Source organism: Mesorhizobium sp. ESP-6-2, from assembly GCF_020164675.1.
Lineage (GTDB): Bacteria > Pseudomonadota > Alphaproteobacteria > Rhizobiales > Rhizobiaceae > Mesorhizobium.
The window spans coordinates 253,809-278,792 of the sequence record NZ_JAIUGT010000005.1 but is presented as its reverse complement, the minus strand read 5'-3'; the positions used below and the strand labels follow the sequence as shown (position 1 = coordinate 278,792).

General features: G+C 63.2%; 22 protein-coding genes. 15 read left to right on the top strand and 7 right to left on the bottom strand.

The genetic code is table 11. The features are described from left to right. Positions 1–1,005 carry an inorganic phosphate transporter gene (locus LB532_RS16240; protein ID WP_140497030.1) on the top strand — a complete coding sequence of 335 codons (1,005 nt, stop codon included), beginning with the start codon at positions 1–3 and terminating at the stop codon, positions 1,003–1,005. A gap of 77 nt (positions 1,006–1,082) precedes the next feature. Continuing rightward, positions 1,083–2,252: an Mrp/NBP35 family ATP-binding protein gene (locus tag LB532_RS16235; RefSeq protein WP_224556980.1), complete on the top strand. Its 1,170-nt coding sequence runs from the start codon at positions 1,083–1,085 to the stop codon at positions 2,250–2,252. A 37-nt stretch (positions 2,253–2,289) separates the two neighbouring features. On the opposite strand, the gene LB532_RS16230 is transcribed toward LB532_RS16235, so the two are convergent. Further along, positions 2,290–2,742 carry an SRPBCC family protein gene (locus tag LB532_RS16230; RefSeq protein ID WP_140640088.1) on the bottom strand — a complete coding sequence of 151 codons (453 nt, stop codon included), beginning with the start codon at positions 2,740–2,742 and terminating at the stop codon, positions 2,290–2,292. A 151-nt stretch (positions 2,743–2,893) separates the two neighbouring features. Here LB532_RS16230 and LB532_RS16225 point away from each other — a divergent pair, with 151 nt between their 5' ends. The 5 genes from LB532_RS16225 (at position 2,894) to LB532_RS16205 (ending at position 8,068) form a co-directional block, all read left to right on the top strand. Further along, positions 2,894–4,699, top strand: coding sequence for an IlvD/Edd family dehydratase (locus LB532_RS16225; protein ID WP_140640086.1), 1,806 nt, complete (start codon positions 2,894–2,896; stop codon positions 4,697–4,699). Positions 4,700–4,940: 241 nt separating this feature from the next. Beyond that, positions 4,941–5,759 carry a chromate resistance protein ChrB domain-containing protein gene (locus LB532_RS16220; protein WP_140640084.1) on the top strand — a complete coding sequence of 273 codons (819 nt, stop codon included), beginning with the start codon at positions 4,941–4,943 and terminating at the stop codon, positions 5,757–5,759. Next, on the top strand, positions 5,756–7,147 hold the full coding sequence (gene chrA, locus LB532_RS16215) for a chromate efflux transporter (RefSeq protein WP_140640082.1): 1,392 nt from the start codon (positions 5,756–5,758) through the stop codon (positions 7,145–7,147). Before LB532_RS16220 ends, chrA begins: the two co-directional genes overlap by 4 nt. 32 nt (positions 7,148–7,179) lie before the next feature. Further along, a complete protein-coding gene (locus LB532_RS16210) occupies positions 7,180–7,563 on the top strand; it encodes a VOC family protein (RefSeq protein ID WP_140640080.1) in 384 nt (127 codons plus the stop codon). A 106-nt stretch (positions 7,564–7,669) separates the two neighbouring features. Then, the gene (locus tag LB532_RS16205; protein ID WP_140640078.1) at positions 7,670–8,068 is read left to right on the top strand and encodes a hypothetical protein; all 399 of its coding nucleotides are present in this window, start codon (positions 7,670–7,672) and stop codon (positions 8,066–8,068) included. 13 nt (positions 8,069–8,081) lie between these two features. Here the strand turns inward: LB532_RS16205 and LB532_RS16200 are convergent, their stop codons facing one another. Together LB532_RS16200 and LB532_RS16195 are read right to left on the bottom strand one after the other, a co-directional pair. Then, complete coding sequence (locus LB532_RS16200) at positions 8,082–9,668, bottom strand: trimethylamine methyltransferase family protein (protein WP_140640076.1); 1,587 nt, start codon at positions 9,666–9,668, stop codon at positions 8,082–8,084. 192 nt (positions 9,669–9,860) lie between these two features. Then, on the bottom strand, positions 9,861–11,354 hold the full coding sequence (locus tag LB532_RS16195) for a PLP-dependent aminotransferase family protein (RefSeq protein ID WP_140497014.1): 1,494 nt from the start codon (positions 11,352–11,354) through the stop codon (positions 9,861–9,863). A 283-nt stretch (positions 11,355–11,637) separates the two neighbouring features. Between LB532_RS16195 and pgi the strand changes: the two genes are divergently transcribed. Beyond that, entirely contained in the window at positions 11,638–13,281 is a 1,644-nt protein-coding gene (gene pgi / locus LB532_RS16190; RefSeq protein WP_140640074.1) for a glucose-6-phosphate isomerase, read from the top strand. Positions 13,282–13,286: 5 nt separating this feature from the next. Further along, a complete protein-coding gene (locus tag LB532_RS16185; RefSeq protein ID WP_140497010.1) occupies positions 13,287–14,009 on the top strand; it encodes an HAD family hydrolase in 723 nt (240 codons plus the stop codon). A gap of 8 nt (positions 14,010–14,017) precedes the next feature. On the opposite strand, the gene LB532_RS16180 is transcribed toward LB532_RS16185, so the two are convergent. Further along, positions 14,018–14,728 (bottom strand): class I SAM-dependent methyltransferase, encoded by a 711-nt coding sequence (locus LB532_RS16180; RefSeq protein WP_224556978.1) that lies wholly within the window; start codon positions 14,726–14,728, stop codon positions 14,018–14,020. A gap of 8 nt (positions 14,729–14,736) precedes the next feature. Beyond that, a complete protein-coding gene (locus tag LB532_RS16175) occupies positions 14,737–16,821 on the bottom strand; it encodes a long-chain fatty acid--CoA ligase (RefSeq protein ID WP_140640072.1) in 2,085 nt (694 codons plus the stop codon). Between the two features lie 447 nt (positions 16,822–17,268). Here LB532_RS16175 and LB532_RS16170 point away from each other — a divergent pair, with 447 nt between their 5' ends. The 5 genes from LB532_RS16170 to LB532_RS16150 all read left to right on the top strand — a co-directional run bounded on the left by LB532_RS16170 (position 17,269) and on the right by LB532_RS16150 (position 22,529). Beyond that, positions 17,269–18,861 (top strand): ABC transporter substrate-binding protein, encoded by a 1,593-nt coding sequence (locus tag LB532_RS16170; RefSeq protein WP_140550183.1) that lies wholly within the window; start codon positions 17,269–17,271, stop codon positions 18,859–18,861. 48 nt (positions 18,862–18,909) lie between these two features. Then, positions 18,910–19,917 (top strand): ABC transporter permease subunit, encoded by a 1,008-nt coding sequence (locus LB532_RS16165; protein WP_140640070.1) that lies wholly within the window; start codon positions 18,910–18,912, stop codon positions 19,915–19,917. A 70-nt stretch (positions 19,918–19,987) separates the two neighbouring features. Continuing rightward, positions 19,988–20,842 carry an ABC transporter permease subunit gene (locus LB532_RS16160; protein ID WP_210239886.1) on the top strand — a complete coding sequence of 285 codons (855 nt, stop codon included), beginning with the start codon at positions 19,988–19,990 and terminating at the stop codon, positions 20,840–20,842. Between the two features lie 2 nt (positions 20,843–20,844). Further along, on the top strand, positions 20,845–21,702 hold the full coding sequence (locus tag LB532_RS16155; RefSeq protein WP_140497000.1) for an ABC transporter ATP-binding protein: 858 nt from the start codon (positions 20,845–20,847) through the stop codon (positions 21,700–21,702). Next, a complete protein-coding gene (locus LB532_RS16150; protein ID WP_140640066.1) occupies positions 21,699–22,529 on the top strand; it encodes a dipeptide ABC transporter ATP-binding protein in 831 nt (276 codons plus the stop codon). The genes LB532_RS16155 and LB532_RS16150 overlap by 4 nt, the downstream gene beginning before the upstream one ends. 304 nt (positions 22,530–22,833) lie before the next feature. Here the strand turns inward: LB532_RS16150 and LB532_RS16145 are convergent, their stop codons facing one another. Together LB532_RS16145 and LB532_RS16140 are read right to left on the bottom strand one after the other, a co-directional pair. Then, a complete protein-coding gene (locus LB532_RS16145; RefSeq protein ID WP_140640064.1) occupies positions 22,834–23,853 on the bottom strand; it encodes a zinc-binding alcohol dehydrogenase family protein in 1,020 nt (339 codons plus the stop codon). Between the two features lie 29 nt (positions 23,854–23,882). Beyond that, positions 23,883–24,302 carry a GlcG/HbpS family heme-binding protein gene (locus LB532_RS16140; RefSeq protein WP_140640062.1) on the bottom strand — a complete coding sequence of 140 codons (420 nt, stop codon included), beginning with the start codon at positions 24,300–24,302 and terminating at the stop codon, positions 23,883–23,885. Positions 24,303–24,559: 257 nt separating this feature from the next. Here LB532_RS16140 and LB532_RS16135 point away from each other — a divergent pair, with 257 nt between their 5' ends. Continuing rightward, positions 24,560–24,925, top strand: a complete 366-nt coding sequence (locus LB532_RS16135) for a winged helix-turn-helix transcriptional regulator (protein WP_140550176.1) — start codon at positions 24,560–24,562, stop codon at positions 24,923–24,925. The last annotated feature ends 59 nt before the right edge of the window (positions 24,926–24,984 follow it).

The following is a 24,984-nucleotide window of genomic DNA, read 5'->3' as shown; positions in this document are numbered from 1 at the left end:
ATGGAAGTCGCGATCGCCTTTCCCTTGCTGGTCGGCCTCGTCGCCGTCGCGCTGTTCTTCGATTTCCTCAACGGCCTGCACGACGCCGCCAACTCGATCGCCACCATTGTCTCGACCCGGGTGCTGAGACCGCATTACGCGGTGTTCTGGGCGGCCTTCTTCAATTTCATCGCCTTCATGTTCTTTGGCCTTCATGTCGCCGAAACCGTGGGCAAGGGTATCATCGATGCAAGCATCGTCACCCCGGCGGTGATCTTCGCCGCCCTGGTCGGCGCCATCGTCTGGAACATCGTCACCTGGATCGCCGGCATCCCGTCGAGCAGTTCGCATGCGTTGATCGGCGGATTGGTGGGAGCAGGCGTCGCAAAGGCCGGGACGGGTGCCATCGTCTGGGCGGGGCTCGGCAAGACGGTCGCCGCCATCGTTCTGTCGCCGGCGACGGGCTTTGTCCTGGCGCTTCTCCTGATCCTGGTGGTTTCCTGGCTTTTCGTGCGCCAGACGCCGTTCGCCGTCGACAGCACCTTCCGTGTCATGCAGTTCTTTTCCGCATCCCTCTATTCGCTCGGTCATGGCGGCAACGATGCGCAAAAGACCATGGGCATCATCGCCGTGCTGCTCTATTCCCAAGGCATGCTCGGAACGGATTTCTACGTGCCGCTCTGGGTGGTCCTGACTTGCCAGTCGGCATTGGCGCTGGGCACGCTGTTCGGCGGTTGGCGCATCGTCCACACGATGGGTTCCAAGATCACCAGGCTCAACCCGATGCAGGGATTCTGCGCCGAGACCGGCGGCGCCATCACCCTCTTCGCCGCGACATGGCTCGGTGTTCCGGTTTCGACCACGCACACCATCACCGGCGCCATCATAGGCGTCGGCGCCGCCCGCCGTGTCTCGGCGGTTCGCTGGGGCATAGCCGGCAACATCGTCATCGCATGGGTCGTCACCTTGCCGGCGACGGCGGCGATTTCGGCACTGACCTATCTGGCGGTTCGCCTGGCAGGCTGACGTCGCGGCCTGGCGCTTGGAGCCGCCGGCGATCTGCACTATGTGAACAGCAGCCGAACGTCAGGGAAACATCAGCCATGTCCGTTACCAAGGAAACCGTCATCGAGCGCCTGAAAACGGTCAATGGCCCCGATTTCACCGGCAACATCGTCGACCTCGGCATGGTTTCCGAGATTTTCATCGCCGATGCGAAAGTGTTCTTCTCGATCACCGTTCCGGCCGCCAGGGCGCAGGAGATGGAGCCGCTGCGCACCGCGGCCGAGCGTGTCGTGAAGGCTATTCCAGGGGTCGCCGGCGCCGTCGTCGCCTTGACGGCGGAGAAGAAGGGCGGCGGCATGGAGGCGCCTGTCGCAGCGCGCCCGGCGCCCCGCCCCGCCCCGCCCGCTGCCGCGCCGCGCCCGGCGCCCCATGCGCCTGCCTCGCACAGCCAGGGCAAGCGCGGCGTGCCCGGCATCGAGGCGATCATCGCGGTTGCGTCCGGCAAGGGCGGCGTCGGCAAGTCGACCACGGCCGTCAATCTGGCGCTCGGCCTCGCCGCCAACGGGCTGAAGGTGGGCGTGCTCGACGCCGACATCTACGGCCCGTCCATGCCAAGGCTGCTCAACATCCGCGGCCGGCCGCAGACCGTCGACGGCAAGATCCTGAAACCGATGCAGAATTACGGTCTCAAGGTGATGTCGATGGGCTTCCTCGTCGACGAGGAAACGCCGATGATCTGGCGCGGGCCGATGGTGATGTCGGCGCTGACGCAGATGCTGCGCGAAGTCGAATGGGGGCCACTCGACGTGCTCGTCGTTGATATGCCCCCTGGCACCGGTGACGCCCAGCTCACCATGGCCCAGCAGGTGCCGTTGGCTGGCGCGGTCATCGTCTCGACACCGCAGGATCTGGCCCTGATCGATGCTCGCAAGGGTCTCAACATGTTCAGGAAGGTCGACGTGCCGCTGCTCGGCATCGTCGAGAACATGAGCTATTTCCTCGCCCCCGACACCGGCAAGCGCTACGACATCTTCGGCCATGGCGGCGCACGCCGCGAGGCCGAGCGCCTCGGCGTCACCTTCCTTGGCGAGGTGCCGCTGGAGATGGGCATTCGCGAAAGCTCGGATGAAGGTGCGCCGGTGGTGGCATCGAAGCCTGACAGTGCCGAAGCGAGGATCTATCGCGATATCGCTTCGAAGGTCTGGGACAGGGTCAACGAAGAGCGAGGCGCGGCCGCGGACGCCGTGCCGAGCATCGTCTTCGAGTAATTTTCGTCCAAGCGGTGCTAACGCTGGATAGACCAGCCTAAGCAGCACCCACCTTCTCGCCGAAGCTCGAAAAGAACTGTCCCGCCAATTTCTTCGAGGTCGATTCGATCAGCCGGCTGCCGAGCTGGGCGATCTTGCCGCCGACTTCGGCCTTGGCGGCGTATTTGAGCACCGTTGCGTCCGCCCCGTCCTCGGTCAGCGTCACGTCGGCGCCGCCCTTGGCGAAGCCGGCTATGCCGCCCTTGCCTTCGCCCTGGATCGTGTAGGCATGCGGGGGATTGAGATTTCTCAACGTCACTTCGCCGTTGAAGGTCGCCTTGATCGGGCCGATCTTCAGCACCACCGTCGCTGCCATCTCGGTCGGCGACTTCATTTCCAGGCTCTGGCAGCCGGGGATGCTTTCTCTCAGCACCGCCGGATCGTTCAGCGCTTCCCAAACTTTCCGGAGGGGTGCGGCAATGCGCTCCTCGCCCTCGATCACCAAAGCCATCAGAACCTCCCGGACGACCAATGTCGGATTGTTGGTAGCGTGCGGCCCGATTGATGTCTATCGCACCAAAGTCCGGATTCAGATCACGCGTGCCCCTTGCCTGCACCCGCGCGTTGTCATATCGATTTGTCATACAAATACGGAGACCATGATGGCTGGCGCCCCCGCAGGAAAGAAAAAGTTTCGCTCGCAGGAGTGGTTCGACAACCCCGACAATCCGGGCATGACGGCACTCTATCTGGAGCGTTACCTGAATTACGGGCTGACGCGCGCCGAACTGATGTCGGGCAAGCCGCTGATCGGCATCGCCCAGACCGGTTCCGACCTGTCGCCTTGCAATCGCCACCACATCGAGCTCGCCAAACGCGTGCGCGAAGGCATCGTCTCGATGGGCGGCATTCCTTTCGAGTTCCCGTGCCACCCGATCCAGGAGACCGGCAAGCGCCCGACCGCAGCTCTCGACCGCAACCTTGCCTATCTGAGCCTGGTAGAAGTGCTCTATGGCTACCCGCTTGACGGCGTCGTTCTCACCATCGGCTGCGACAAGACGACGCCGGCGCTGTTGATGGCGGCGGCGACCGTCAACATTCCGGCCATCGCGCTGTCGGTCGGCCCCATGCTCAATGGCTGGCACAAGGGCAAGCGCACCGGTTCGGGCACCATCGTCTGGGAATCGCGCCAGCGCCTGTCGGCCGGCGAGATCAACTATGACGAGTTCATGGACATCGTCGCCTCCTCGGCGCCGTCCACCGGTTATTGCAACACCATGGGCACCGCCACCACCATGAACTCGCTGGCCGAGGCGCTCGGCATGCAGCTGCCGGGCTCGGCGGCGATTCCGGCTCCTTATCGCGAGCGCGGCCAGATCGCCTACGAGACGGGAAAACGCATCGTCGACATGGTGCACGAGGATTTGAAGCCGTCCGACATCATGACGCGCAAGGCCTTCGAGAACGCCATCGTCGTCAATTCGGCGATCGGCGGCTCCACCAACGCGCCGATCCATCTCAACGCCATCGCCCGACATCTCGGCGTGCCGCTCGACAATGACGACTGGCAGAAGATCGGCCTCGACGTGCCGCTCATCGTCAATCTCCAGCCGACGGGCGAATATCTGGGTGAGGACTACCATCACGCAGGCGGCGTGCCGGCCGTGGTGGCGGAGCTCATGAAAGCCGGGCTGCTGCCGCATCCGGATGCTCTGACCGCCAACGGCAAGACAATGGGCGACAATTGCCGCGATGCCGTCAACGAGAACCGCGAAGTCATCCGCACTGTCGCCGAGCCGCTGAAAGCCAATGCCGGCTTCATCAATCTCAAGGGCAATCTGTTCGATTCGGCGATCATGAAGACCAGCGGCATCTCGCCCGAATTCCGCGAGCGGTATCTCTCCAATCCGAAGGACCCTGAGGCCTTCGAGGGCAACGCAATGGTCTTCGACGGTCCGGAGGATTACCACGCCCGCATCGACGACCCGGCGCAAGGGATCGACGAGCACACCATCCTGTTCATGCGTGGCGCCGGTCCGGTCGGCTATCCGGGCGGCGCAGAAGTCGTCAACATGCAGCCGCCGGCCTATCTCATCAAGAAGGGCATCCACGCGCTGGCCTGCATCGGCGACGGCCGCCAGTCCGGCACCTCAGGCTCGCCCTCCATCCTCAACGCCTCGCCGGAGGCCGCGATCGGCGGCGGGCTTGCATTGCTCAAGACGGGCGACCGCGTTCGCATCGACCTGAAGAAGGGCACGGCCAACATTCTCGTCACCGATGACGAGATCACCCGCCGCCGCGCCGAGCTGCAGAACAATGGCGGCTACCATTATCCCGAGCACCAGACACCGTGGCAGGAAATCCAGCGCGGTATGGTCGACCAGTTCTCGGGCGGTATGGTGCTGAAACCGGCGGTGAAATACCAGGACGTCGCTCATACGAAGGGCGTGCCCCGGGACAATCACTGATTATTCCCGGGACAACCATCGATTGTTTCAAGCGACAATTGACGGATAGCGATCGACGACCGGCGGCCTGATCGGCCGCCGGTCGTTTTTCGTTTCGCGGCCCGCTATGAACCGAGGACATTGCGTCCTTGACAAGCCTGCCCAACAAATCCACCATCGCTGCAAGGGGTTTATCGCGACGACCCCGTGAGGCGTCAGCCCAACGTTCGCGTCCAGGCTTCTCTTTCAGGAGGTGGACGCCATGCCGTCAACAACCGCTGTCACCGTGCCGCAACTGATCCGTATGGTCGGTTTGCCGGGCGCGCCTGCAATCCTCGATATCCGTACCGAGGACGACTACAACGCCGATCCACGTTTGCTGCCGGGGTCGTACCGGCGCGATTTCAGAACCGTCCGGACTTGGGCAGCCGACTTCGCCGGTAGCCGCGTGGCGGTCGTCTGCCAGCAGGGAAAAAAGCTCTCGCAAGGCGTCGCCGCATGGCTGCGCCATGAAGGGATCGTCGCCGAATCGCTCGAAGGCGGCTTCGAAGCCTGGCGGGACGCCCACGGCCTTCTGGTCCGTGCCGACAGGATGCCGCCTCGTGACGACAAGGGCCGCACCGTCTGGGTGACGCGGGCCCGGCCCAAAGTCGATCGCATCGCCTGCCCCTGGCTGATCCGCCGTTTCGTGGATCCTCAAGCGATCTTCCTGTTCGTCGACGCGGCGGAAGTGCCCGATGTCGCCGATCGTTTTCAGGCCGCGCCTTTCGACATCGACAATGCGTTCTGGAGCCATCGCGGCGAGCGCTGCACCTTCGACACGATGCTCGAGGAGTTCGGGCTCGAATCCGAAGCGCTCGACCGCCTCGCCGTCATCGTGCGCGCAGCCGACACGGCGAGCCTCGACCTGGTTCCGCAGGCGGCGGGATTTCTCGCCGCCTCGCTTGGCTTGTCGCGCATGTTTCGCGATGACCTGCAACAATTGGATGCCGGCATGCTGCTTTACGACGCGTTCTTCCGCTGGTGCCGCGACGCCACCGACGAGACGCACAATTGGCCGGCGGGAGCGAAGGTGTCATGAACTCCCTCCTTTCCGAAGAAAGTGCCGACCTCATCGAGGCGCCCGCGGTCCCGAGTTTCCGCGAGGCCACGAAACTCTGGGCGAAGATCGGGTTGCTCAGTTTCGGCGGACCGGCTGGGCAGATCGCACTCATGCACAGGGAGTTGGTCGAGCAAAAGCGCTGGATCGGCGAGCAGCGTTTCCTGCATGCGCTGAACTACTGCATGCTGCTGCCTGGCCCCGAGGCCCAGCAACTCGCTATCTACATCGGCTGGCTGCTTCACAAGACGGTCGGCGGTCTTGTCGCCGGCATCCTGTTCGTCGTGCCGGGCGCGCTCGTCATGCTGGGTTTGAGCATCCTTTACGCGCTCTATGGCAATGTGCCGCTGGTCGAGGCCCTGTTTTTCGGGGTGAAGGCGGCGGTGCTGGCGATCGTGGTCGAGGCGGTGATCCGCATCGGCCGGCGGGCGTTGAAAAATCCGGTGATGGTGGCGATCGCTCTTTGCGCCTTTGTCGGCATCTATGCGCTTAATATTCCGTTCCCTCTCCTCATCCTTTTGGCAGGACTGGTGGGATGGGTCGGGAACAGCATTGCGCCGGCCCTGTTTTCTGGCACCGTGCATGGCAAGGACGAGGCTCCCGACGTCAGGGGCGCGGTCGATCTGATGTTCGAGCGCGGCGAACTGGCCCACACCAGGCCGACGCGATGGCACGCGCCGCGGACCATCGCGATCTGGCTGCCGATCTGGCTTGGGCCGGTTCTGCTGATCTGGGCGTTCACATCGGCAAACAGCGTCTGGACGCAGATCGGCGGCTTCTTCAGCCTCATGGCGGTCGTCACCTTCGGCGGCGCCTATGCGGTCCTTGCCTATGTCGCGCAGGCGGCCGTCGGCTCTTTGGGCTGGCTTGCGCCTGGCGAAATGGTCGATGGCCTGGGCCTCGCTGAAACCACGCCGGGACCGCTTATCCTGGTCTTGCAGTTCGTCGGCTTCCTTGCCGGCTTCCGCCATTCCGGATTGTCGCATCCGCTGCTTGCCGGATCGCTTGGCGCGTTGCTCACGCTGTGGGTTACCTTTACCCCGTGCTTCTTCTGGATATTCCTCGGCGCGCCCTATATCGAGGCCTTGCGCGGCAACAAGGCGTTGTCGGCGGCATTGGGCGCGATCACCGCGGCGGTCGTTGGCGTCATCATGAACCTCGCTTTGTGGTTCGCCTTGCACGTCATCTTCCGCGAAGTGCGTGAGACGGGGTTCGGAACGGAGGTGCCGGTGCTCTCCTCGATCGACTGGCGCGCCGCGCTGTTGTCCTGCGCCACCATGATTGCCATTCTCAAACTGAAAACCGGCATGCTGCCGACGCTTGCCGGATCGGCCCTGGCCGGCGTCTTGCTGCTTGCGGCGAGCGGATGACGTCGGCGACGATCCGACCCACGGAGGAGACCATGGAAACTGTCAGCGTTCGTTATATCGTCAATGACGTCGAGAAGGCGATCGGCTTCTACCGCGACCATCTTGGCTTTACGGTCGCCATGCACCCGGCGCCATCGTTCGCCATACTTGCCAAGGGCAATCTGCGGCTTCTACTCAATGCGGCGGGCGGGCCTGGTGGGGCGTCGCAGCCGATGCCCGACGGTAGTGTGCCCGAACCTGGCGGCTGGAACCGCATCCAGATCCAGGTCGAGGATCTGGAAGAACTGGTTCGCGAGCTGAAGAACGCCGGCCAGACTTTCAGGAACGATGTCGTCAAGGGCATGGGCGGCAGCCAGATACTGCTGCTGGATCCGGCCGGCAATCTGGTGGAACTGTTCGAACCGGGGCGCGGGTAACGCCGCATCGACACGACAGCCGGGCGACACCGGCAGAACCCACCTGCACGGCATTTGCATTCCATCGGCAGACCACCCAATTTGCTGGGAAACAGATTGGATCACCATGGCGGGACGGCGCTCTTCCCTCGGCTTCCTCGGACTGTTCGGCCGCTCAGGCGACCTCAGGCAACTTGACGCTGCCCTGCGCGGCGCCGACCTTCATCCCGCCCTTGTGCCAGAGGGCGTAAAGCTCACCATGGTCAACCTGATGAAGGATCACTGGTCTGACGAGCCGTCGGCGGGGGCCTATGCGGCTGTGGCGCGGCTGTTCGGCTATTGCGTCGCCGGGCCCGAAGCGTTCGAACGGTCCAATGGACATGAGCAGCGGTTGGATGCGGAGCGCCGGATCGAGGCCGCACTGGAGACCGGCGACAGCCTCGATGCGCAGATCGTGCTGATAACCATGCATGCAAAGCTGATCAACGCCGAGGTCGTCGAGCGTTACGGGCTGGGCACCGACTGACGGGGAAGCGTTCTCAGCCGCCCATGCCGTTGCGCGGCAGCTTGATCATGTCGCCGAAGCGGGCGCGCAGCCTGTCGTCAAGCGGCTTCGGCACATGGCGTGGGAAGCGTTCGGCCAGGATGCGCTTCTTCTCGACGATCGCCCGCTGCAATATGTCGGGTCGGCCCTTCTCGTTCCATTCCTTCGGCGAAAACCGGTCGCCGACGGCCGGGTAGAAATATTCGGTCTGCATCAGCTTCAGCGTCTGCTCGTTGCCGAGATAGTGGCCCGGACCTTTCAGGCAGACATCGGCAATGGTGTCGATCGACAGCGCGTCGTCCGTCACCTCGATGCCGCGCACGCAGCGTAGGCAATGGCCCAGCATGTCGTTGTCGATGATCAGGCTTTCCAGGCAGAAGCCGAGCAGGGAAGCGTGCATGCCGGCCGATTCGTAGACCAGGTTGAGGCCGGAAAGGCCGGCCATCACATTGGTAATGCCTTTTTCATAGCCGGACTGGATGTCAGGCAGTTTCGAATCCGTCATGCCTGCGGCCGAACCGCCCGGTAGGTCGTAGAACTGCGCCATCTGCGCGCAGGCCGCGGTCAGCACCGCCTGTTCGGCCGAGCCGCCCGACATGGCGCCGGTGCGCAGGTCCGACACGAACGGCCAGGTACCGAAGATCGCCGGATGCCCCGGCTTGATGGTGTTGACATAGACAAGGCCGGCCAGCACTTCGGCCACGGCCTGCACCACCGCACCCGCGATCGCCGCCGGAGCGGTGGCGCCGGCCTGTCCGGCCGAAAGCAGCAGGATCGGGATGCCGCCTTCGACGCAGGCCTCGAGCACGCCGCAGGCGTCCTCGGCGAATTTCATCGGCGGCACGACGAAACAGTTGGAGTTCGACACGAACGGCCGGGCTCGGAAATTCTCCTCGCCGCCGGCGATCGCGTAGAGCATTTCGAGCGCCGGCTGCACGTTCTCGCGCACCGTGAAGGACGTGCCGACATGCTTGGACGTGCCCATCACGCAGGCGTAAAGCGTGTTGAAGTCCATTTCGAGCGGATCGGGAATGTCGCGCGGCACCATGGGCCGCTGGAAGAAATGGATGTTATCGAGCCCGTCGACGATGCGCGCGGCGTCATAGATGTCCTGCAGCAAGGATTCGCGGTACTCCCGCTTCTCGACGTCGACAAGATGCACGGCAGCGCCCGCCGTGCCGTAATGCACGCGTTTGCCCTGGATCACCATGTCGTGCTTCGGGTCCTGGCCGTGCAACGTGAAATGCCGCGCCGCCCGCTTGATCGTGTCGAGCACCAGTGCGCGCGGGAAACGGATACGGCCGTCATCGCCATAGCTGGCGCCGGCCTTGGTCAGCGCCTCGATGCAGGAAGGGATTGCGTTTGCGAAGCCGACCGTCTCCAGCAGGGTCAGCACCGCTTCGTGGATGCGCTCGCAATCATTGCTGCTGAGCGGTCCGTAGCTGCCCCCTTCGAGGCCGGCGCGAACCGGTCTGATGTCGTCGGCGAGCGGCGCCGCCCGCATGGCGCGACGCGCTTCGCGTCCGCCGGAGCGGCGCGAACGCTGGTCGGCCGCTTCCTGCTTTTCGACAGCCACTGACATGGAAGCACTCCACCTTTCTCGGAAGCAGGGCGGCGGTTGGTCCACCATCGGCTGCTTCGTCCCCTTTAGGCCCCGACTATGCCGCCGGCATTGGCACAGCCTATGAGCCAGCCGGTCCGGTTGCATATGCCAGAGCTAAAGAAGCAGGAGCCGCTGTTGCGCGACTCCTGGAAAGTGGTCAGGCCGAGGTGATCAAGCGGCGGCCGGCCTGCGGCCTGCGGCGGTTGCAAGTTCACGAATGCCTGGCTCGATATGCTGCAGCGCGATCGAGGAGATGCCCAGGCGCATGAAACGCGAAGGCTTTTCGGTGCGGTCGAAGAAGCGGTCGCCCGGTTCGATGATGACGCTGCGCGAGGCGGCGGCCTCGGCCAGTCCGCGGGAATCGGTGCCGCGCGGTCCCTCCAGCCACAGCGACGTGCCGCCGGCCGAGTCGGTCGAACGCCACTCGGGCAGGAAGGCGGAAATCGCATGGACCAAGCGCTTGCGCCGCTCGTCGAAGGCGCTCGACAGCCGCCGCACCAGCGCCTCGTGGTGGCCGAGCGACAGGAACAGCGCGACCGCACGCTGATTGTTGGCCGGCGGATGGCGCAGCATGAAGCGGCGCAGCGCCCTGAGTTCGGCGATTAGTCCAGCCGAGGCGACGATGTAGCCAAGCCGCAGGCCCGGAGCCAGCGTCTTCGACATCGAGCCGACATAGATGACGCGGCCGGAGCGGTCGAGGCTCTTCAAGGCCTGCTGCGGCGCCTCGTCGAGAAGCTGGCTGTCATAGCCGTCCTCGATGATGATCTGGTTATAGCGGTTGGCGCGCGCCAGAAGATCCTGCCGGCGTTCCGCCGACAGCGGCACCATGGTCGGGCAATGATGGCTGGGCGTGACGAAGACAAAGCCGGAATCATTGGGAATGGAAGAGGTCACGATGCCGGACTGGTCGACCGGCACCGGCTGGATGTCGGCGCCCGCAAGCCGGAAGATCGAGCGTGCGTCGGGGTAGCCCGGATCTTCCATCGCCACCTTCGAGCCCTTTGTCATCAGAAGCGTCGCCAGCATGTAGAGCGCGTTCTGGGCGCCCAGCGTGACGATGATCTCGTCGGGGTTGGCGAAGATGCCGCGCCTGGGCAGCAGCCGCGCCTGGATCTGCTCGATCAGCAGCGGATCGTCGCGATCGACCATGTCGGAGGCCCAGTTGCGGATCTCCAGCACGGCAAGCGCCATGCGGTTGCACTCGCGCCATTCGGCGGTCGGGAACAGCGCCGGATCGAACTGGCCATAGACGAAGGGGTAGGACGACTTGATCCAGTTCTCGTGCTTGGCCGGCGGCGGCATGTCGCTGGCCGCGATCTGCCGGCGTGCCTTCCAGTCGATCTCGTTGGCCTGGTCGGGCGCCTTCTGGTGCGGCTTGGCCGGCGTCGCCAAAACGTCGGGATTGACGAAATGGCCGCGCCGCTCGCGCGCCACCAGGAAGCCCTGGTCGACCAGTTGCTGGAAGGCCAGCACCACGGTTCCGCGCGCCACGCCGAGTTTTTCGGCCAATATCCGGCATGACGGAAGCGGCATCGAAGCGGCGATCTGGCGGTCGAGAATGGCGGCCACGATTGCCTGGCGGATCTGTGCCTGCAAGGTCTGGCCGGATTCGGCCGAAATCCGGAACAGGCCGGACCATATGGCCGTGTCGTTGCGCTGTGGCATGGGAAATGTTCCTCGATGGCCAGCCTTTTTCGTTTGGCTGGACCAGTCGAATGTAACCGTGGCACAAGGGGTTGCGCCAATCAATTTTTCTGATCTTTGGGATTTATGCCAGTGATCTTTCGTCCTGCGCATCCCGTGTAACGCAGTGCGTCATCGCCGCGTGACGCAGTGCGTCATCGCCGCGTATTGACCGGACGGAATTCGGCTCAATAGTCTGGCGCGACGACACGCGCCGGAAACATCCGGTCTGCTAAGATAATCCAAAAGTCCCAGGAGCCCGCCGGTGGATCAGTCAGCCTTCCAAAAACAGCTTGCCGCCTTGCGCGACCATCGCGCCGCGGCAGCCGGCGATATGCGCCAGGCCTTCGCCGCCGATCCGCAGCGGTTCAAGACGTTCTCCGCCAGCGACCGCGACCTGTTGCTCGACTGGTCGAAATGCGCCGTCGATGCGCGCACGATGGACCTGCTGGAGAAGCTGGCTGACGCCGCCGATCTCGAAGGCCGCCGCGCCGCCATGTTCGCCGGCAAGAAGATCAACGTTACAGAGGACCGCGCTGTTCTGCACACCGCCCTGCGCAACCTGACCGGCAAGGGCATCATGCTGGACGGACAGGATGTGAAGGCGGAGGTCACCGCCGTATTGGACGCGATGGGCGCCTTCGCCGACGCGGTGCGTTCCGGCAAGGCGACAGGCGCCACCGGCAAGAAGATCACCGACATCGTCAATATCGGCATCGGCGGCTCCGATCTCGGCCCGGCCATGGCGACGTTGGCGCTGGCGCCCTATCATGACGGGCCGCGCGCGCACTATGTCTCCAACATCGACGGCGCCCATATCCACGACACGCTGAAGGGCCTTTCCGCCGAGACCACGCTTTTTATCATCGCCTCCAAGACCTTCACGACAGTCGAAACGATGACCAATGCGCAGACCGCGCGCGACTGGGTCCAGAAGGCGCTCGGCAAGGAAGCGGTCGGCAAGCATTTCGCCGCTGTCTCGACGGCACTCGACCTGGTGGCGAAGTTCGGCATCGAGCCGGACCGCGTCTTCGGCTTCTGGGATTGGGTCGGCGGCCGCTATTCGGTGTGGGGCGCGATCGGCCTTCCTGTGATGATCGCCATTGGTCCACGTGATTTCCGCGCCTTTCTCGATGGTGCGCACGAAATGGACGAACACTTCCGCGCTGCGCCGCTGGCCAAAAACCTGCCGGTGCTGCTTGGCCTTGTCGGCTGGTGGCATCGGGTGATTTGCAAATACCCGGCCCGCGCGGTCATCCCCTACGACCAGCGCCTGTCCAGGCTGCCGGCCTATCTCCAGCAGCTCGACATGGAATCGAATGGCAAGAGCGTCACCCTGGACGGCGGCCCCGTGGCGACGCCGACCGGGCCGCTGGTCTGGGGCGAGCCCGGCACCAACGGCCAGCATGCGTTCTTCCAGCTCCTGCACCAGGGAACCGATTTTATTCCGGTCGAATTCCTCGCCGCGGCGAACGGCCACGAGCCGGAGCTGAAGCACCATCACGACCTGCTGCTCGCCAACTGCCTGGCGCAGTCGGAAGCCTTCATGAAGGGTCGCACGTTGGAGGAAGCGCGCGCCCAAATGTTGGCCAAGGGCATGAAGCCGGCCGATGTCGATCGCATTGCCCCGCACCGCGTCTTTTCCGGCAACCGGCCCTCGGTGACCATTCTTTATCGCAAGCTTGACCCGCGCACGCTCGGCCGCCTGATCGCTCTCTACGAACACCGCGTCTTCGTCGAGGGAACGCTGTTCGACATCAACTCCTTCGACCAATGGGGCGTCGAGCTCGGCAAGGAACTGGCCACCGGCCTTCTGCCAGTCGTGGAAGGCAAGGAAAGTGCCGCAAAGCGGGATGCCTCGACCGCCGGCCTGGTGGAACACATCCACCAATTGCGTGGTTCGGAGTGACTGAGTTGGCAGACATCAAGGGAATATTGTTCGACAAGGACGGAACGCTTGTCGACTTCAATGCGACCTGGCTCGGGGTTGCCGACTTCATGGCCATGGACGCCTCCGAAGGCGATCGCTGGAAGGCCGACAGGCTGCTTGCGGCCGCTGGCTTCGATTTCGCCAATAGGCGCTTCAAGCCCGACTCCATCTTTGCCTCCGGCACCAATCTCGACGTCGTCGAACTGTGGTTTCCGCGCCTGTCCGACGAAGACCAGATGCTGGCCGTCGCCCGCTTCAACCAGATTACCTCGGTGCAGGGCTCGGCGATGGCGGTGGCTCTGCCGGGCATCGTCGAAACGCTCGGCACCTTGCACGCAAGGTCCTATCGGCTCGGCGTCGCCACCAACGATTCAACCAGCGGCGCGGAAAAAACGCTGGTGACGCTCGGCGTCGCGCAGCTGTTCGACGCCGCCTACGGCTATGACGCGGTGGCCAATCCCAAGCCGGCGCCGGATACGATCCAGGCCTTCTGCGATCTCACCGGCCTGAAGCCGACGCAGGTCGCCATGATCGGCGATAACCGCCACGATCTCGAAATGGCGCGTGCCGGCGGCTGCGGCCTGGCGGTCGGCGTGCTCTCGGGCACCGGCACGCGTGAATCTCTGGCCGGAATTGCCGACGTGATCCTGGATTCGGTTGTCGACCTGCCGGATTTCCTTTCAGCGCGGGTCAAGGAGACGATCTGATCTCGTCGCTAGCGGGTCTTCGCTTCGAAGGAAAAGACGCCGCTCGGCCTGCTTGCCGCACCCTTTGCGTCGCCGAAATCCGGCACCTGATATTCGGCAAGCAGCCTGAGCCGCGACAATGGTAGATCGGCGCGGCGCGGGTCGCCGATCAGGACCTCGACGCCGGCGGCAAGGCAGCGGTCGAGAAAGGGGATCATACGTTGGGTGACATCGGGTCCGTAGAACACGTCGCCGGCTAGCACAAGGTCGACCGCCGGTGGCGGACCGGTGGTAATGTCTTTGCAGATCACCGAGATCGTGACGCCGTTGTCTTTTGCATTGAGACCGAGCGCGGCGACGCCGTTGCGGTCGATCTCGGCGGCGATCACTTCGCGGGCCCCGGCCTTCGCGGCAGCGATGCCGACAATGCCGGAGCCGGCACCAAGATCGAGCACGCGGCGTCCCGCCACGGTCATCGGATGGTCGAGGACATAGCGCGCGAGCACGGTGCCGCCGGCCCATGCATAGGCCCAGTAGGGCGGTTGTGGCTCCCGCGCATTTTCCGCGTCGCCTTCGGGCTCGACGAGCCGTCTCAATCCGCTGCTGGGGTGCGCCGTGTAAAACCGGATTTCTGGAAGCGCAGGCACAGGGACCAGGCGCATCTTGGCCTTGATGAACTCGGCCGGGTCGAGGCGCTGGCACCGGTCCGGCGCATCGTCGCCGGCAAGATCGTGGTCCAAGCCGGCTCCTATTCGCGCAATGCGCGCCGCAGGATCTTTCCGACCGGCGTCTTTGGCAGTTCTGTCCTGAATTCGATGTATCTGGGCCGCTTGTAGCCGGTCAGGTTCTCACGGCAATAGGCGGTGATGGCCTCGGCGGTCAGCGCCTGGTCCTTCTTGACGATGAACAGTTTCGGCACTTCGCCCGAATGTTCGTCCGGCACGCCGATTGCCGCCACTTCGAGCACGCCGGGATGCAGCGCCACGACTTCCTCGAGCTCGGTCGGATAGACGTTGAAGCCGGAAACGAGGATCATGTCCTTCTTGCGGTCGACGATCTTGGTGTAGCCGCGCTCGTCCATGAAGCCCATGTCGCCCGATTTGAAGAAGCCGTCCTTGGTCATCACCTTGGCGGTCTCGTCGGGCCGGTTCCAGTAGCCCGCCATCACCTGCGGTCCCTTGATGCAGATTTCGCCGACCTCGCCGAGCGGCAAATTGTTGTCCTCCTCGTCGCGGATGGCGATCTCGGTCGACGGCAGCGGCAGGCCGATCGTGCCGGTGAATTCGCCGGAGCTGAACTTGTTGGCCGTTGCCACGGGCGACGTCTCCGACAGGCCGTAGCCTTCACTGACCGGGCAGCCCGTCAGCGCCTTCCAGCGCTCGGCGACGCCCTTTTGCACCGCCATGCCGCCGCCCAGCGTCAGGAGCAGCGGCCTGAAGTCGAGCTTGCGGAAATCCTCATTGTTGAGCAGCGCGTTGAACAGCGTGTTGAGGCCTGGAAAGATATGGATGGGATACTTGCCCATTTCCTTGACGAAGCCGGGGATGTCGCGCGGATTGGGGATCAGTATGTTCTGTCCGCCCATTTGCATGCCCATCAGCGCATTCACGGTCAGCGCGAAGATATGGTAGAGCGGCAGTGCGCAGATGAGGTTGAGATGGGCGGGTTTTGGCTTGACCGTATAGGCGTCCTGCAGCCACAACGAATTCTGCGCGACATTGGCCAGCACGTTGCTGTGCAGCAGGGTAGCACCCTTCGAGATTCCCGTGGTGCCGCCGGTATATTGCAGGAACGCGATATCGTCGGCCGCCACCTTGGCCGGCTTGAAGCCCATGCCGTTGCCCGCCTTCAGCGCCGCGTTGAACTTGACATGGCCGGGCAATGACCATGCCGGCACCATCTTCTTGACGCGGCGCACCACCAGATTGACGATGCTTCCCTTGAGCCCGCCGAGCATGTCGCCCATGGCCGCGACGACGACGTGCTTGACCGACGTCCTGGCGATCACCGCCTGCAACGTGCTGGCGAAATTCTCGAGGATGACGATCGCTTGTGCCCCGGAATCCTTGAGCTGGTGTTCTAGCTCGCGCGGCGTGTAGAGAGGGTTGACGTTGACCACGGTGTAGCCGGCGCGCGCCACCGCCATCATCGCCACCGGATATTGCAGCACGTTCGGCATCATCAGGGCAACGCGTGCGCCTTTGGGCAACCCGGTCGATTGCAGGTAGGCGCCGAACGCCGCCGAAAGCCGTTCGAGTTCCGCATAGGTGATCGACTTGCCCATGCAGGTGAAGGCCGGCTGGCCGGCAAATTGCTTGCAGGCGGCAACGAGGAAATCGCCGATGGAGCTGTAGGGCAGGGCGCCGATCTCGGCCGGCATGTTCTTCGGATAGCTTTCCAGCCAAGGTTTTTCCGGCAAGCCTGCGGCAAGGGCGGTGAGCGCTTTCGGCAATCGCTTGGCGGCCGCCGGCCTCAAGGCCGCCGATGCCGGCTTGGCCACGGATGCGGCTTGTGCGGCCCCAGTCTTGCTAGTCCGGGTCGTCCCGGTCTTGGTCGCGCCAGCCTTCGTCGTCCCGGCCTTGGCCGAATTGGTCTTTGTCGCCCCGGTTTTAGCAGTTCCGGCCTTCGCCGACGTCTTTGCGGGGACGGCTTTGGCCGCCGGCTTCGCGGCTGGTTTGGCAACAGTGTCCGCCTTGCCGGCGGAAGGTTTCCCTGCGGCCCTTCCCTTTGCGTTCTTGGCGGAGGGCGTTGGCTGCTTGTCGCCGCCCGCGGCCGGCTTCAGGGCCGCCTTGGGCGCCTTTGGCGGAGCCGTCCTGTTCGATGCTTTTGCCAACCGTCCCTCCCTGTTTTGTTCGTCCCTGCCGCGCTCGCCTCCGAGTAACAGAGGCGTCCCCCGCTGCCGCCGGTGCCTTGTCTATGTATGGCCTCTATCGTCGGGCGTGCAAGTCTTGCCCCAGCGGCAAGCCGTCGAAAGATTTGCCGCCGAAAATCTTTCTCGCCACGGGCGCAGCGGCCCTGCATCGTCCGGCATCCCGGTCGTATGAAAGCGGGCGCGACGTCGATCTCGTGAGATTGGTGATCAATAAAAAAATGCGGTCGTTAACAATGTTGTGAATAGAAAAAAATACTAAATTTTTCCGTTTTTTCGCGGGGAGGAGGATTTTTTTCCCGCTTACCATGGGGTAGGCAAACTGGGTGTTCCAAAGCCGGAGAAACGGTGCTTATATGCGCGCTTCGCGAGCCTGATAGAGGGGCTTGGAAAAACATCAGGGAGTGCTCAATGAGGAAGAAACTGACTTTTGCAGCCGCGTTGCTGGCTGCAAGCGTCCTGGGCGGCGTGGCCAACGCAAAAACCTTGGTCTACTGCGCCGAAGCTTCGCCGGAAGGCTTTGACCCGGCGCCCTACACCGCGGGACAGACGTTCGATGCGTCTTCACGTACGGTCTTCAACCGCCTCGTCGAATTCGATCATGGCAAGACCACGGTCTCGCCGGGCCTGGCCGAAAGCTGGTCCATTTCCGACGATGGCAAGGAATATACGTTCAAGCTTCGCAAGGGCGTGAAGTTCGCCGCTACCGACTATTTCACCCCGACGCGCGACTTCAACGCCGACGACGTGGTGTTCTCGTTCGAGCGCCAGGTCGACAAGAACGGTCCCTGGTTCCAGTACATACCGGGCATTGCCTACCAGTATTACAATGACCAGTTCGGCGACAACATCACCAAGGTCGAGAAGGTCGACGACCTGACGGTGAAGTTCACCCTCAAGGAGCCGGCGATCACTTTGATCCCGACGCTGGGCATGGACTTCGCCTCGATCGTTTCCAAGGAATATGCCGACAAGCTGCAGGCGGACAAGACGCCTGAACTGTTCAACCAGAAGCCGATCGGCACCGGCCCGTTCATCTTCGTCGACTACCAGACCGACGCCGCCATCCGCTACAAGGCCAACCCGGACTATTGGGGCGGCAAGCAGAAGATCGACGACCTTGTCTTCGCCATCACCACCGATCCGGCGGTCCGTGCGCAGAAGCTGAAGGCCGGCGAATGCAACATCATGTCCTACCCGGCGCCGGCCGACATCGCCGGCCTGCAGGCCGATCCGAACCTGAAGGTCGACGAGCAGGAAGGCCTCAATGTCGGCGCGCTGATGTACAACACCCAGCAGAAGCCGTTCGACGACGTGCGCGTGCGCAAGGCGCTCAACATGGCCATCAACAAGAAGGCCATCATCGACGCGGTCTTCCAGGGCGCCGGCCAGGTGGCCGTCAACCCGATCCCGCCGACCATGTGGTCCTACAACAAGGACGTGAAGGACGATCCGTACGATCCGGATGCGGCCAAGAAGATGCTCGAAGAGGCCGGCGTCAAGGACCTCAAGATGAATGTCTGGGCCATGCCTGTGTCGCGCCCCTACATGCCGAATGCACGCCGCACCGCCGAGCTGATCCAGGCCGACTTCGCCAAGGTCGGCGTCACCGTCAACATCGTCAGCTACGATTGGGGTGAATACCTCAAGCGCGCTTCGGCGGTCGATCACGACGGTGCCGTCATCGTCGGCTGGACCGGTGACAATGGCGATCCGGACAACTTCCTCGGCGTGCTCCTGAGCTGCGCTTCCGTCGGTTCGAACAACCGCGCGGAATGGTGCAACAAGGACTTCGATGCGCTCATCAACAAGGCCAAGACGGTTTCCGACCAGGCCGAGCGCACCAAGCTCTACGAACAGGCGCAGGTCATCTTCAAGGAGCAGGCACCGTGGGCGACGCTGGCCCACTCCAAGGTGTTCATGCCCATGCAGAAGACCGTCTCCGGCTTTGCGATGGATCCGCTCGGCATCCATCGCTTCGACGGCGTCGATATCGCCGAATAAGGTTCGCGAAAAGGGGCGGCGCCACAGCGCCGCCCTACCTCGCCCGCCATGCTGCGTTATATCCTAGGCAAGCTCGCCCTCATCGTCCCGACCTTCATCGGGATAACCATCCTCGCTTTCGGCTTCGTGCGCATCCTGCCCGGTGATCCGGTGCTGGTGCTCGCGGGCGAACGCGGCCTGTCGCCCGAACGTCACGCCGCGCTGATGCACCAGTTCGGCTTCGACCTGCCGATCTGGCAGCAATATCTCACCTATCTGGCCAACATCCTCAGCGGTGATTTCGGCACCTCGTTCTCCACCAAGACGCCGGTGCTCAAGGATTTCCTGGTGCGGTTCCCGGCAACCGTCGAACTCGCCATCTTCGCCATGATCTTCGCCATCGTCTTCGGTGTCGCCTTCGGCATCTTCGCCGCGATCCGCCGTGGCTCCTGGTTCGACCAGCTGACCATGGGAACGGCGCTGGCGGGCTATTCCATGCCGATCTTCTGGTGGGGGCTGCTGCTGATCATCGTCTTTTCCGGCATGCTGCACTGGACGCCGGTTTCCGGCCGCATCGACCTTCTCTATTTCTTCAAGCCGGTCACCGGCTTCATGACCATCGATTCCCTGATCTCCGGACAGAAGGGCGCATTCCGTTCGGCTCTGTCGCACCTCATCCTGCCCACCATCGTGCTCGGCACCATCCCGCTCGCCGTCATCGCCAGGCAGACGCGTTCGGCCATGCTCGAGGTGCTCGGCGAGGATTATGTGCGCACCGCGCGCGCCAAGGGCCTGGCGCCGCGCCGCGTCATCGGTCTGCACGCCTTTCGCAACGCGCTGATTCCGGTCGTCACCACCATCGGTCTGCAAGTCGGCACGCTCCTGACCGGCGCCATCCTGACCGAGAGCATTTTTTCGTGGCCGGGCATCGGCAAATGGATGATCGACGCTATTTCCAAGCGCGACTATTTCACCGTGCAGGGCGGCTTGCTTTTGATCGCGCTCATCGTCATGTCGGTGAACCTCATCGTCGACGTGCTCTATGCCGTCATCAATCCACGCATCCGGGCCAACTGACATGACCAACGAAGGACCGGCCACCATCGAAGCCGCCACCGTCGTCAAGCCGCAGGATGCCCGGCTGCAGATGTTCGCCGAGTTCTGGCATTATTTCTCGATCAACAAGGGCGCGGTGATCGGTCTCGTCATCTTTGCGCTGCTGATCCTGATCGCCGTCTTCGCGCCGCTGCTGGCGCCGCATTCGGCCGACGACCAGTTCCGCGACTTCTTCTTGACACCACCGGCCTGGCAGGCGGGCGGCAACGCCCAGTTCCTGCTCGGCACCGACGCCGTCGGCCGCGACATCCTCTCGCGCCTGATCTACGGCTCGCGCTTCTCGCTCGCCATCGGCTTCGTCGTCGTCACCACGGCGCTGATCTCCGGCGTCATCCTCGGCCTGCTTGCCGGTTACTGCCGCGGCTGGGTGGATACGCTCATCATGCGCATCATGGACATCATCCTGGCCTTCCCGTCGCTGCTGCTGGCGCTGGTGCTGGTCGCCGTGCTCGGACCAGGGCTGGTCAACGCCATGATCGCCATCGCCTTCGTGCTGCAGCCGCACTTCGCCCGGCTCACCCGCGCTGCGGTGATGGCGGAAAAGAACCGCGAATATGTCATCTCGGCCAAGGTCGCGGGCGCCAGCCATCTCAGGCTGATGCTGGTCACCATCCTGCCCAATTGCATCGCGCCGCTGATCGTGCAGGCGACGCTGTCCTTTTCCAACGCCATTCTCGAGGCCGCGGCGCTGGGCTTCCTCGGCATGGGCGCGCAGCCGCCGACGCCCGAATGGGGCACGATGCTGGCCGAAGCGCGCGAGTTCATCTTGCGCGCCTGGTGGGTGGTGACCTTCCCCGGCCTTGCCATCCTGATCACCGTCTTTGCCATCAACCTGATCGGCGACGGCCTGCGCGACGCGCTCGACCCCAAGCTGAAGAGGTCGTGAGCATGTCCCTGCTCGAGATCAAGAACCTCACCGTTTCCTTCGACACCGCCGCCGGTCCGTTCATGGCCGTGCAAGGCATAGACCTGTCGATCGAGCCGCGCGAAGTGCTGGCCATCGTCGGCGAATCCGGTTCCGGCAAGTCGGTGGCGATGCTGGCGGTGATGGGGCTGCTGCCCAACACCGCGACCGTCAAGGCCGACCGCATGGCCTTCGACGGCGTCGATCTTCTGAAGCTCAGCCCGTCCGAGCGGCGCAAGATCGTCGGCAAGGATATCTCCATGATCTTCCAGGAGCCGATCGCCAGCCTCAACCCGTGCTTCACCGTCGGCTTCCAGATCGAGGAAGTGCTGCGCTTCCACATGGGCATGGATCGCGCCCAGCGCCGCGCGCGCGCCATCGAATTGATGAAGCTCGTCGGCATTGCCGATCCGGAAGAACGGCTGAGCTCGTTTCCGCACCAGATGTCGGGCGGCCAGTGCCAGCGCGTCATGATCGCCATCGCCATCGCCTGCAATCCCAAGCTCTTGATCGCGGACGAGCCGACCACAGCGCTCGACGTCACCATCCAGAAGCAGATCCTCGACCTGTTGGTTTCGCTGCAGGCCAAATACGGCATGGGCCTGATCATGATCACCCACAATATGGGCGTGGTGGCCGAGACCGCGGATCGCGTCATCGTCCAGTACAAGGGCCGCAAGATGGAAGAGGCCGACGTGCTGTCGCTGTTCGAGAGCCCGAAAAGCAACTACACGCGCGCGCTGCTGTCAGCGCTGCCGGAGAATGCCGTCGGCGACCGGCTGCCGACCGTCTCCGACATGCTGTTCGAGCCGGCGCCCTCGGCCGCGGGAGCCTCCGCATGAGCACCACCGTCCTCGAAGGCAAGAACATCGTTCGCGACTACCACATCGGCGGCGGCCTGTTCAGCGGGCCGCGCACGGTGCACGCGGTCAAGGGCGTCTCGTTCACCGTGGACAAGGGCAAGACGCTCGCCATCGTCGGCGAAAGCGGCTGCGGCAAGTCCACGCTCGCCCGCATCATCACGCTCATCGACCCGGCGACATCGGGCGAACTGTTCATCGACGGCAACAAGGTCGACATCGCCAGGAACGCGCTGTCGAAAGAGATGCGCCGCAAGGTGCAGATCGTTTTCCAGAACCCCTACGGGTCGCTCAATCCGCGCCAGAAGATCGGCGATGTGCTGGGCGAGCCGCTGCTGATCAACACCGACAAGACGGCCGCCGAGCGGCGCGACCTCGCCATGAAGATGCTGAAGAAGGTCGGCCTCGGTCACGAGCACTACAACCGCTATCCGCACATGTTCTCGGGCGGCCAGCGCCAGCGCATCGCCATTGCCCGCGCATTGATGTTGAACCCCAGCCTGCTGGTGCTGGACGAGCCGGTCTCGGCGCTCGATCTTTCGGTGCAGGCGCAGGTGCTCAATTTGCTCGCCGACCTGCAGGACGAATTCCAACTGACCTATGTCTTCATCAGCCACGATCTCTCCGTGGTGCGCTACATCGCCGACGACGTGATGGTGATGTATTTCGGCGAGGCGGTCGAATACGGCTCGCGCGACGAGGTCTTTTCAGACCCCAAGCATAGCTACACCAGGACGCTGTTCGCAGCGACGCCGCGCGCCGATGTGGCCAGCATCAAGGCGAGGCTGGCGAGGAAGAAGGCGGCCTAGAGTCAAAACACAACTACTCTGAACGACCGAGTTTTACCCAAAAGACGGCTTACATCTGCCGAGGCCTGGACGACCACTTTGCGCCCGGAGCGGTCATCGTGGCCTTGAAGGCGTCAACGGTTCAGACTTCAGTAACGGGTCAACGCGCCTTCGCTTGAAAATACCAGCACCACACTGAACAATTTCGGGTACACCGAATCTATGGACCCCGGTGGTCTCGGCGGCACTTACACAGCTGGGAAACTCAAACATCCCTGAACAAAGGAGTTGCGGCCGGTGAGCAGACCGCCCTCTGGCCCTCCGATCAGGCGAAGCCTTCGAGCACCACCTTTCCGATGGTCGATCCGCTTTCGAGCTGCGCATGCGCCTTTTTGAGGTTCTCCGCGTTGATCGCACCGAGGTTCTGTGTGGCGGTCGATCGAATCCGTCCATCGTCTACGGCGGCGGACACCGCGTCGAGAATTTTGCCCTGCTCGTCCATGTCCGGCGTTTCGTAAATGGCCCGTGTGAACATGAGTTCGTGATGGATCGACACCGCCTTGCGCTTGAACTTCATGATGTCGAATCCCGACGGATCGTCAATCAGGCCGAAGCGGCCCTGCGGTGCGATCAGTTCAGCGATATCGTCGACATGCCGGGCGGTTTGCGTCGTCGAAAATACGAACGCCGGAGCGCCGATGCCCAGTGCCGCGATCTCGCCGGCAAGCGGCTTCGAGTGATCGACCACATGGTGGGCTCCCAACGACTTGACGAAGTCCTTGGTCTCGGAACGTGAAGCCGTCGCGATAACGGTCAGGTCGGTGAATTGCCGGGCGATCTGGATAGCGATCGATCCGACCCCGCCGGCACCGCCAATGATCAGGATGGCGGCAGCAGCACCGGGAACCGGCTTCTTCACGTCTATGCGGTCGAAGAACGCCTCCCAGGCGGTCAGCGATGTAAGCGGGAGCGCCGCGGCATCGGCCCATCCGAGTTTTGACGGCTTCCTGCCGACGATACGCTCGTCGACGAGATGGAATTCGGCGTTTGCGCCCGGACGAGTGATGGAGCCTGCATACCAGACCTCGTCTCCCGCCTTGAAACCGCTGACGTCAGGCCCGACGGCGGCGACGATGCCTGCCGCGTCCCAGCCGACCACCTTCCATTCGACGCCGGCAGCCGGCGGCGTGCTCTGCCGGATTTTATAGTCGACCGGATTGACCGAAATGGCCTTCACTTCGACAAGGATGTCGCGGCCTTTCGGTTCTGGCCGTGGCAACTCGATGTCGATGAGAGAATCCGCGGCGTCGATGGGCGAAGGGGTCTTGTATCCGATGGCTTTCATGGGTGTCTCCTGTTGGCCGTTTTTCGACGTCACCTGGAAAAATTGCGAAGAGCTTCTTCGCCGGCTTCCTGGTCCTGCGCCCAGCTTCCGCCGGAAATACCGATCCCGCCGATGATCGCGCCGTCTTCCATGATCGGAAAGCCGCCGGCGGCGGCCATGACGCGCGGAACATGCCTTAGGTTCGAAGCGCCACGATCTTCCAGCAGGTCGACCCACTGGGCCGTCGACAGACCGAAAGAGGCCGCGGTGTAGGCCTTGTCGATGGCAATGTTGACGGCAAGATAGGAACTGCGATCGCTGCGTTCGAACGCCTTCAGGTTGCCGGCAGCGTCGACGATCGCGATGACGGGTTCGAACCCGATGCGTTTGGAAGCGGCGATGGCCTCGGCGATGAGGCGGGTTGCGGCCTCTCCCGTGATCGAGCGGGCAGTGAAGCTGTTTGCAGACATGGTCGGTCCTATCGGCTGGTGGCGATGTTGACGGGGTTCGATTGCAGCCGGCGACTGGTTCGTCCCTCAGTGGCTTCAATGTAGCGATGCGTTCTCAGGCCTGGGATACGCACAACGTTTGCCAATAGTATCCATTTGGATACCGGGCGGGCCTGCGAGGATCTCGCCCAACGCCTTGCCAGTCCAGGCTGAACCCGGTAACGAACAGATTATGTTGTACATGCGGATTTGCATGTAGATATCTGAAGGATACCGCCATGGCCAAGGCCCGCCATTCTCGCTTCGACTGCAATCCCGGCTGTTCCGTGGAAGCGGCCATCAGTCTGATCGACGGCAAGTGGAAGTGCGTGGTGCTGTTCCACCTTTTGCGCGGTACGATGCGCTTCAACGAGATACAGCGTCAGATCGGCGGCGTCACGCAGCGCACTTTGACGAACCAGTTGCGCGAGCTTGAAGAAGACGGCTTGATAGAGAGAAAGGTTTATGCGCAGGTGCCGCCGAAGGTGGAATACACCATCTCACCGCTCGGCCGTAGTCTCGAACCCATCCTCGTTGCCCTGAAGGGGTGGGGCGATGACAATATTGGTCGGTTTGGCAAACCTGTGGCGGCAAACGCCGCTTGATCCAAAATGCTGTGCAACGATTTAAACGCTGTAATATCAGTTGGTCGCGATGCGACCGA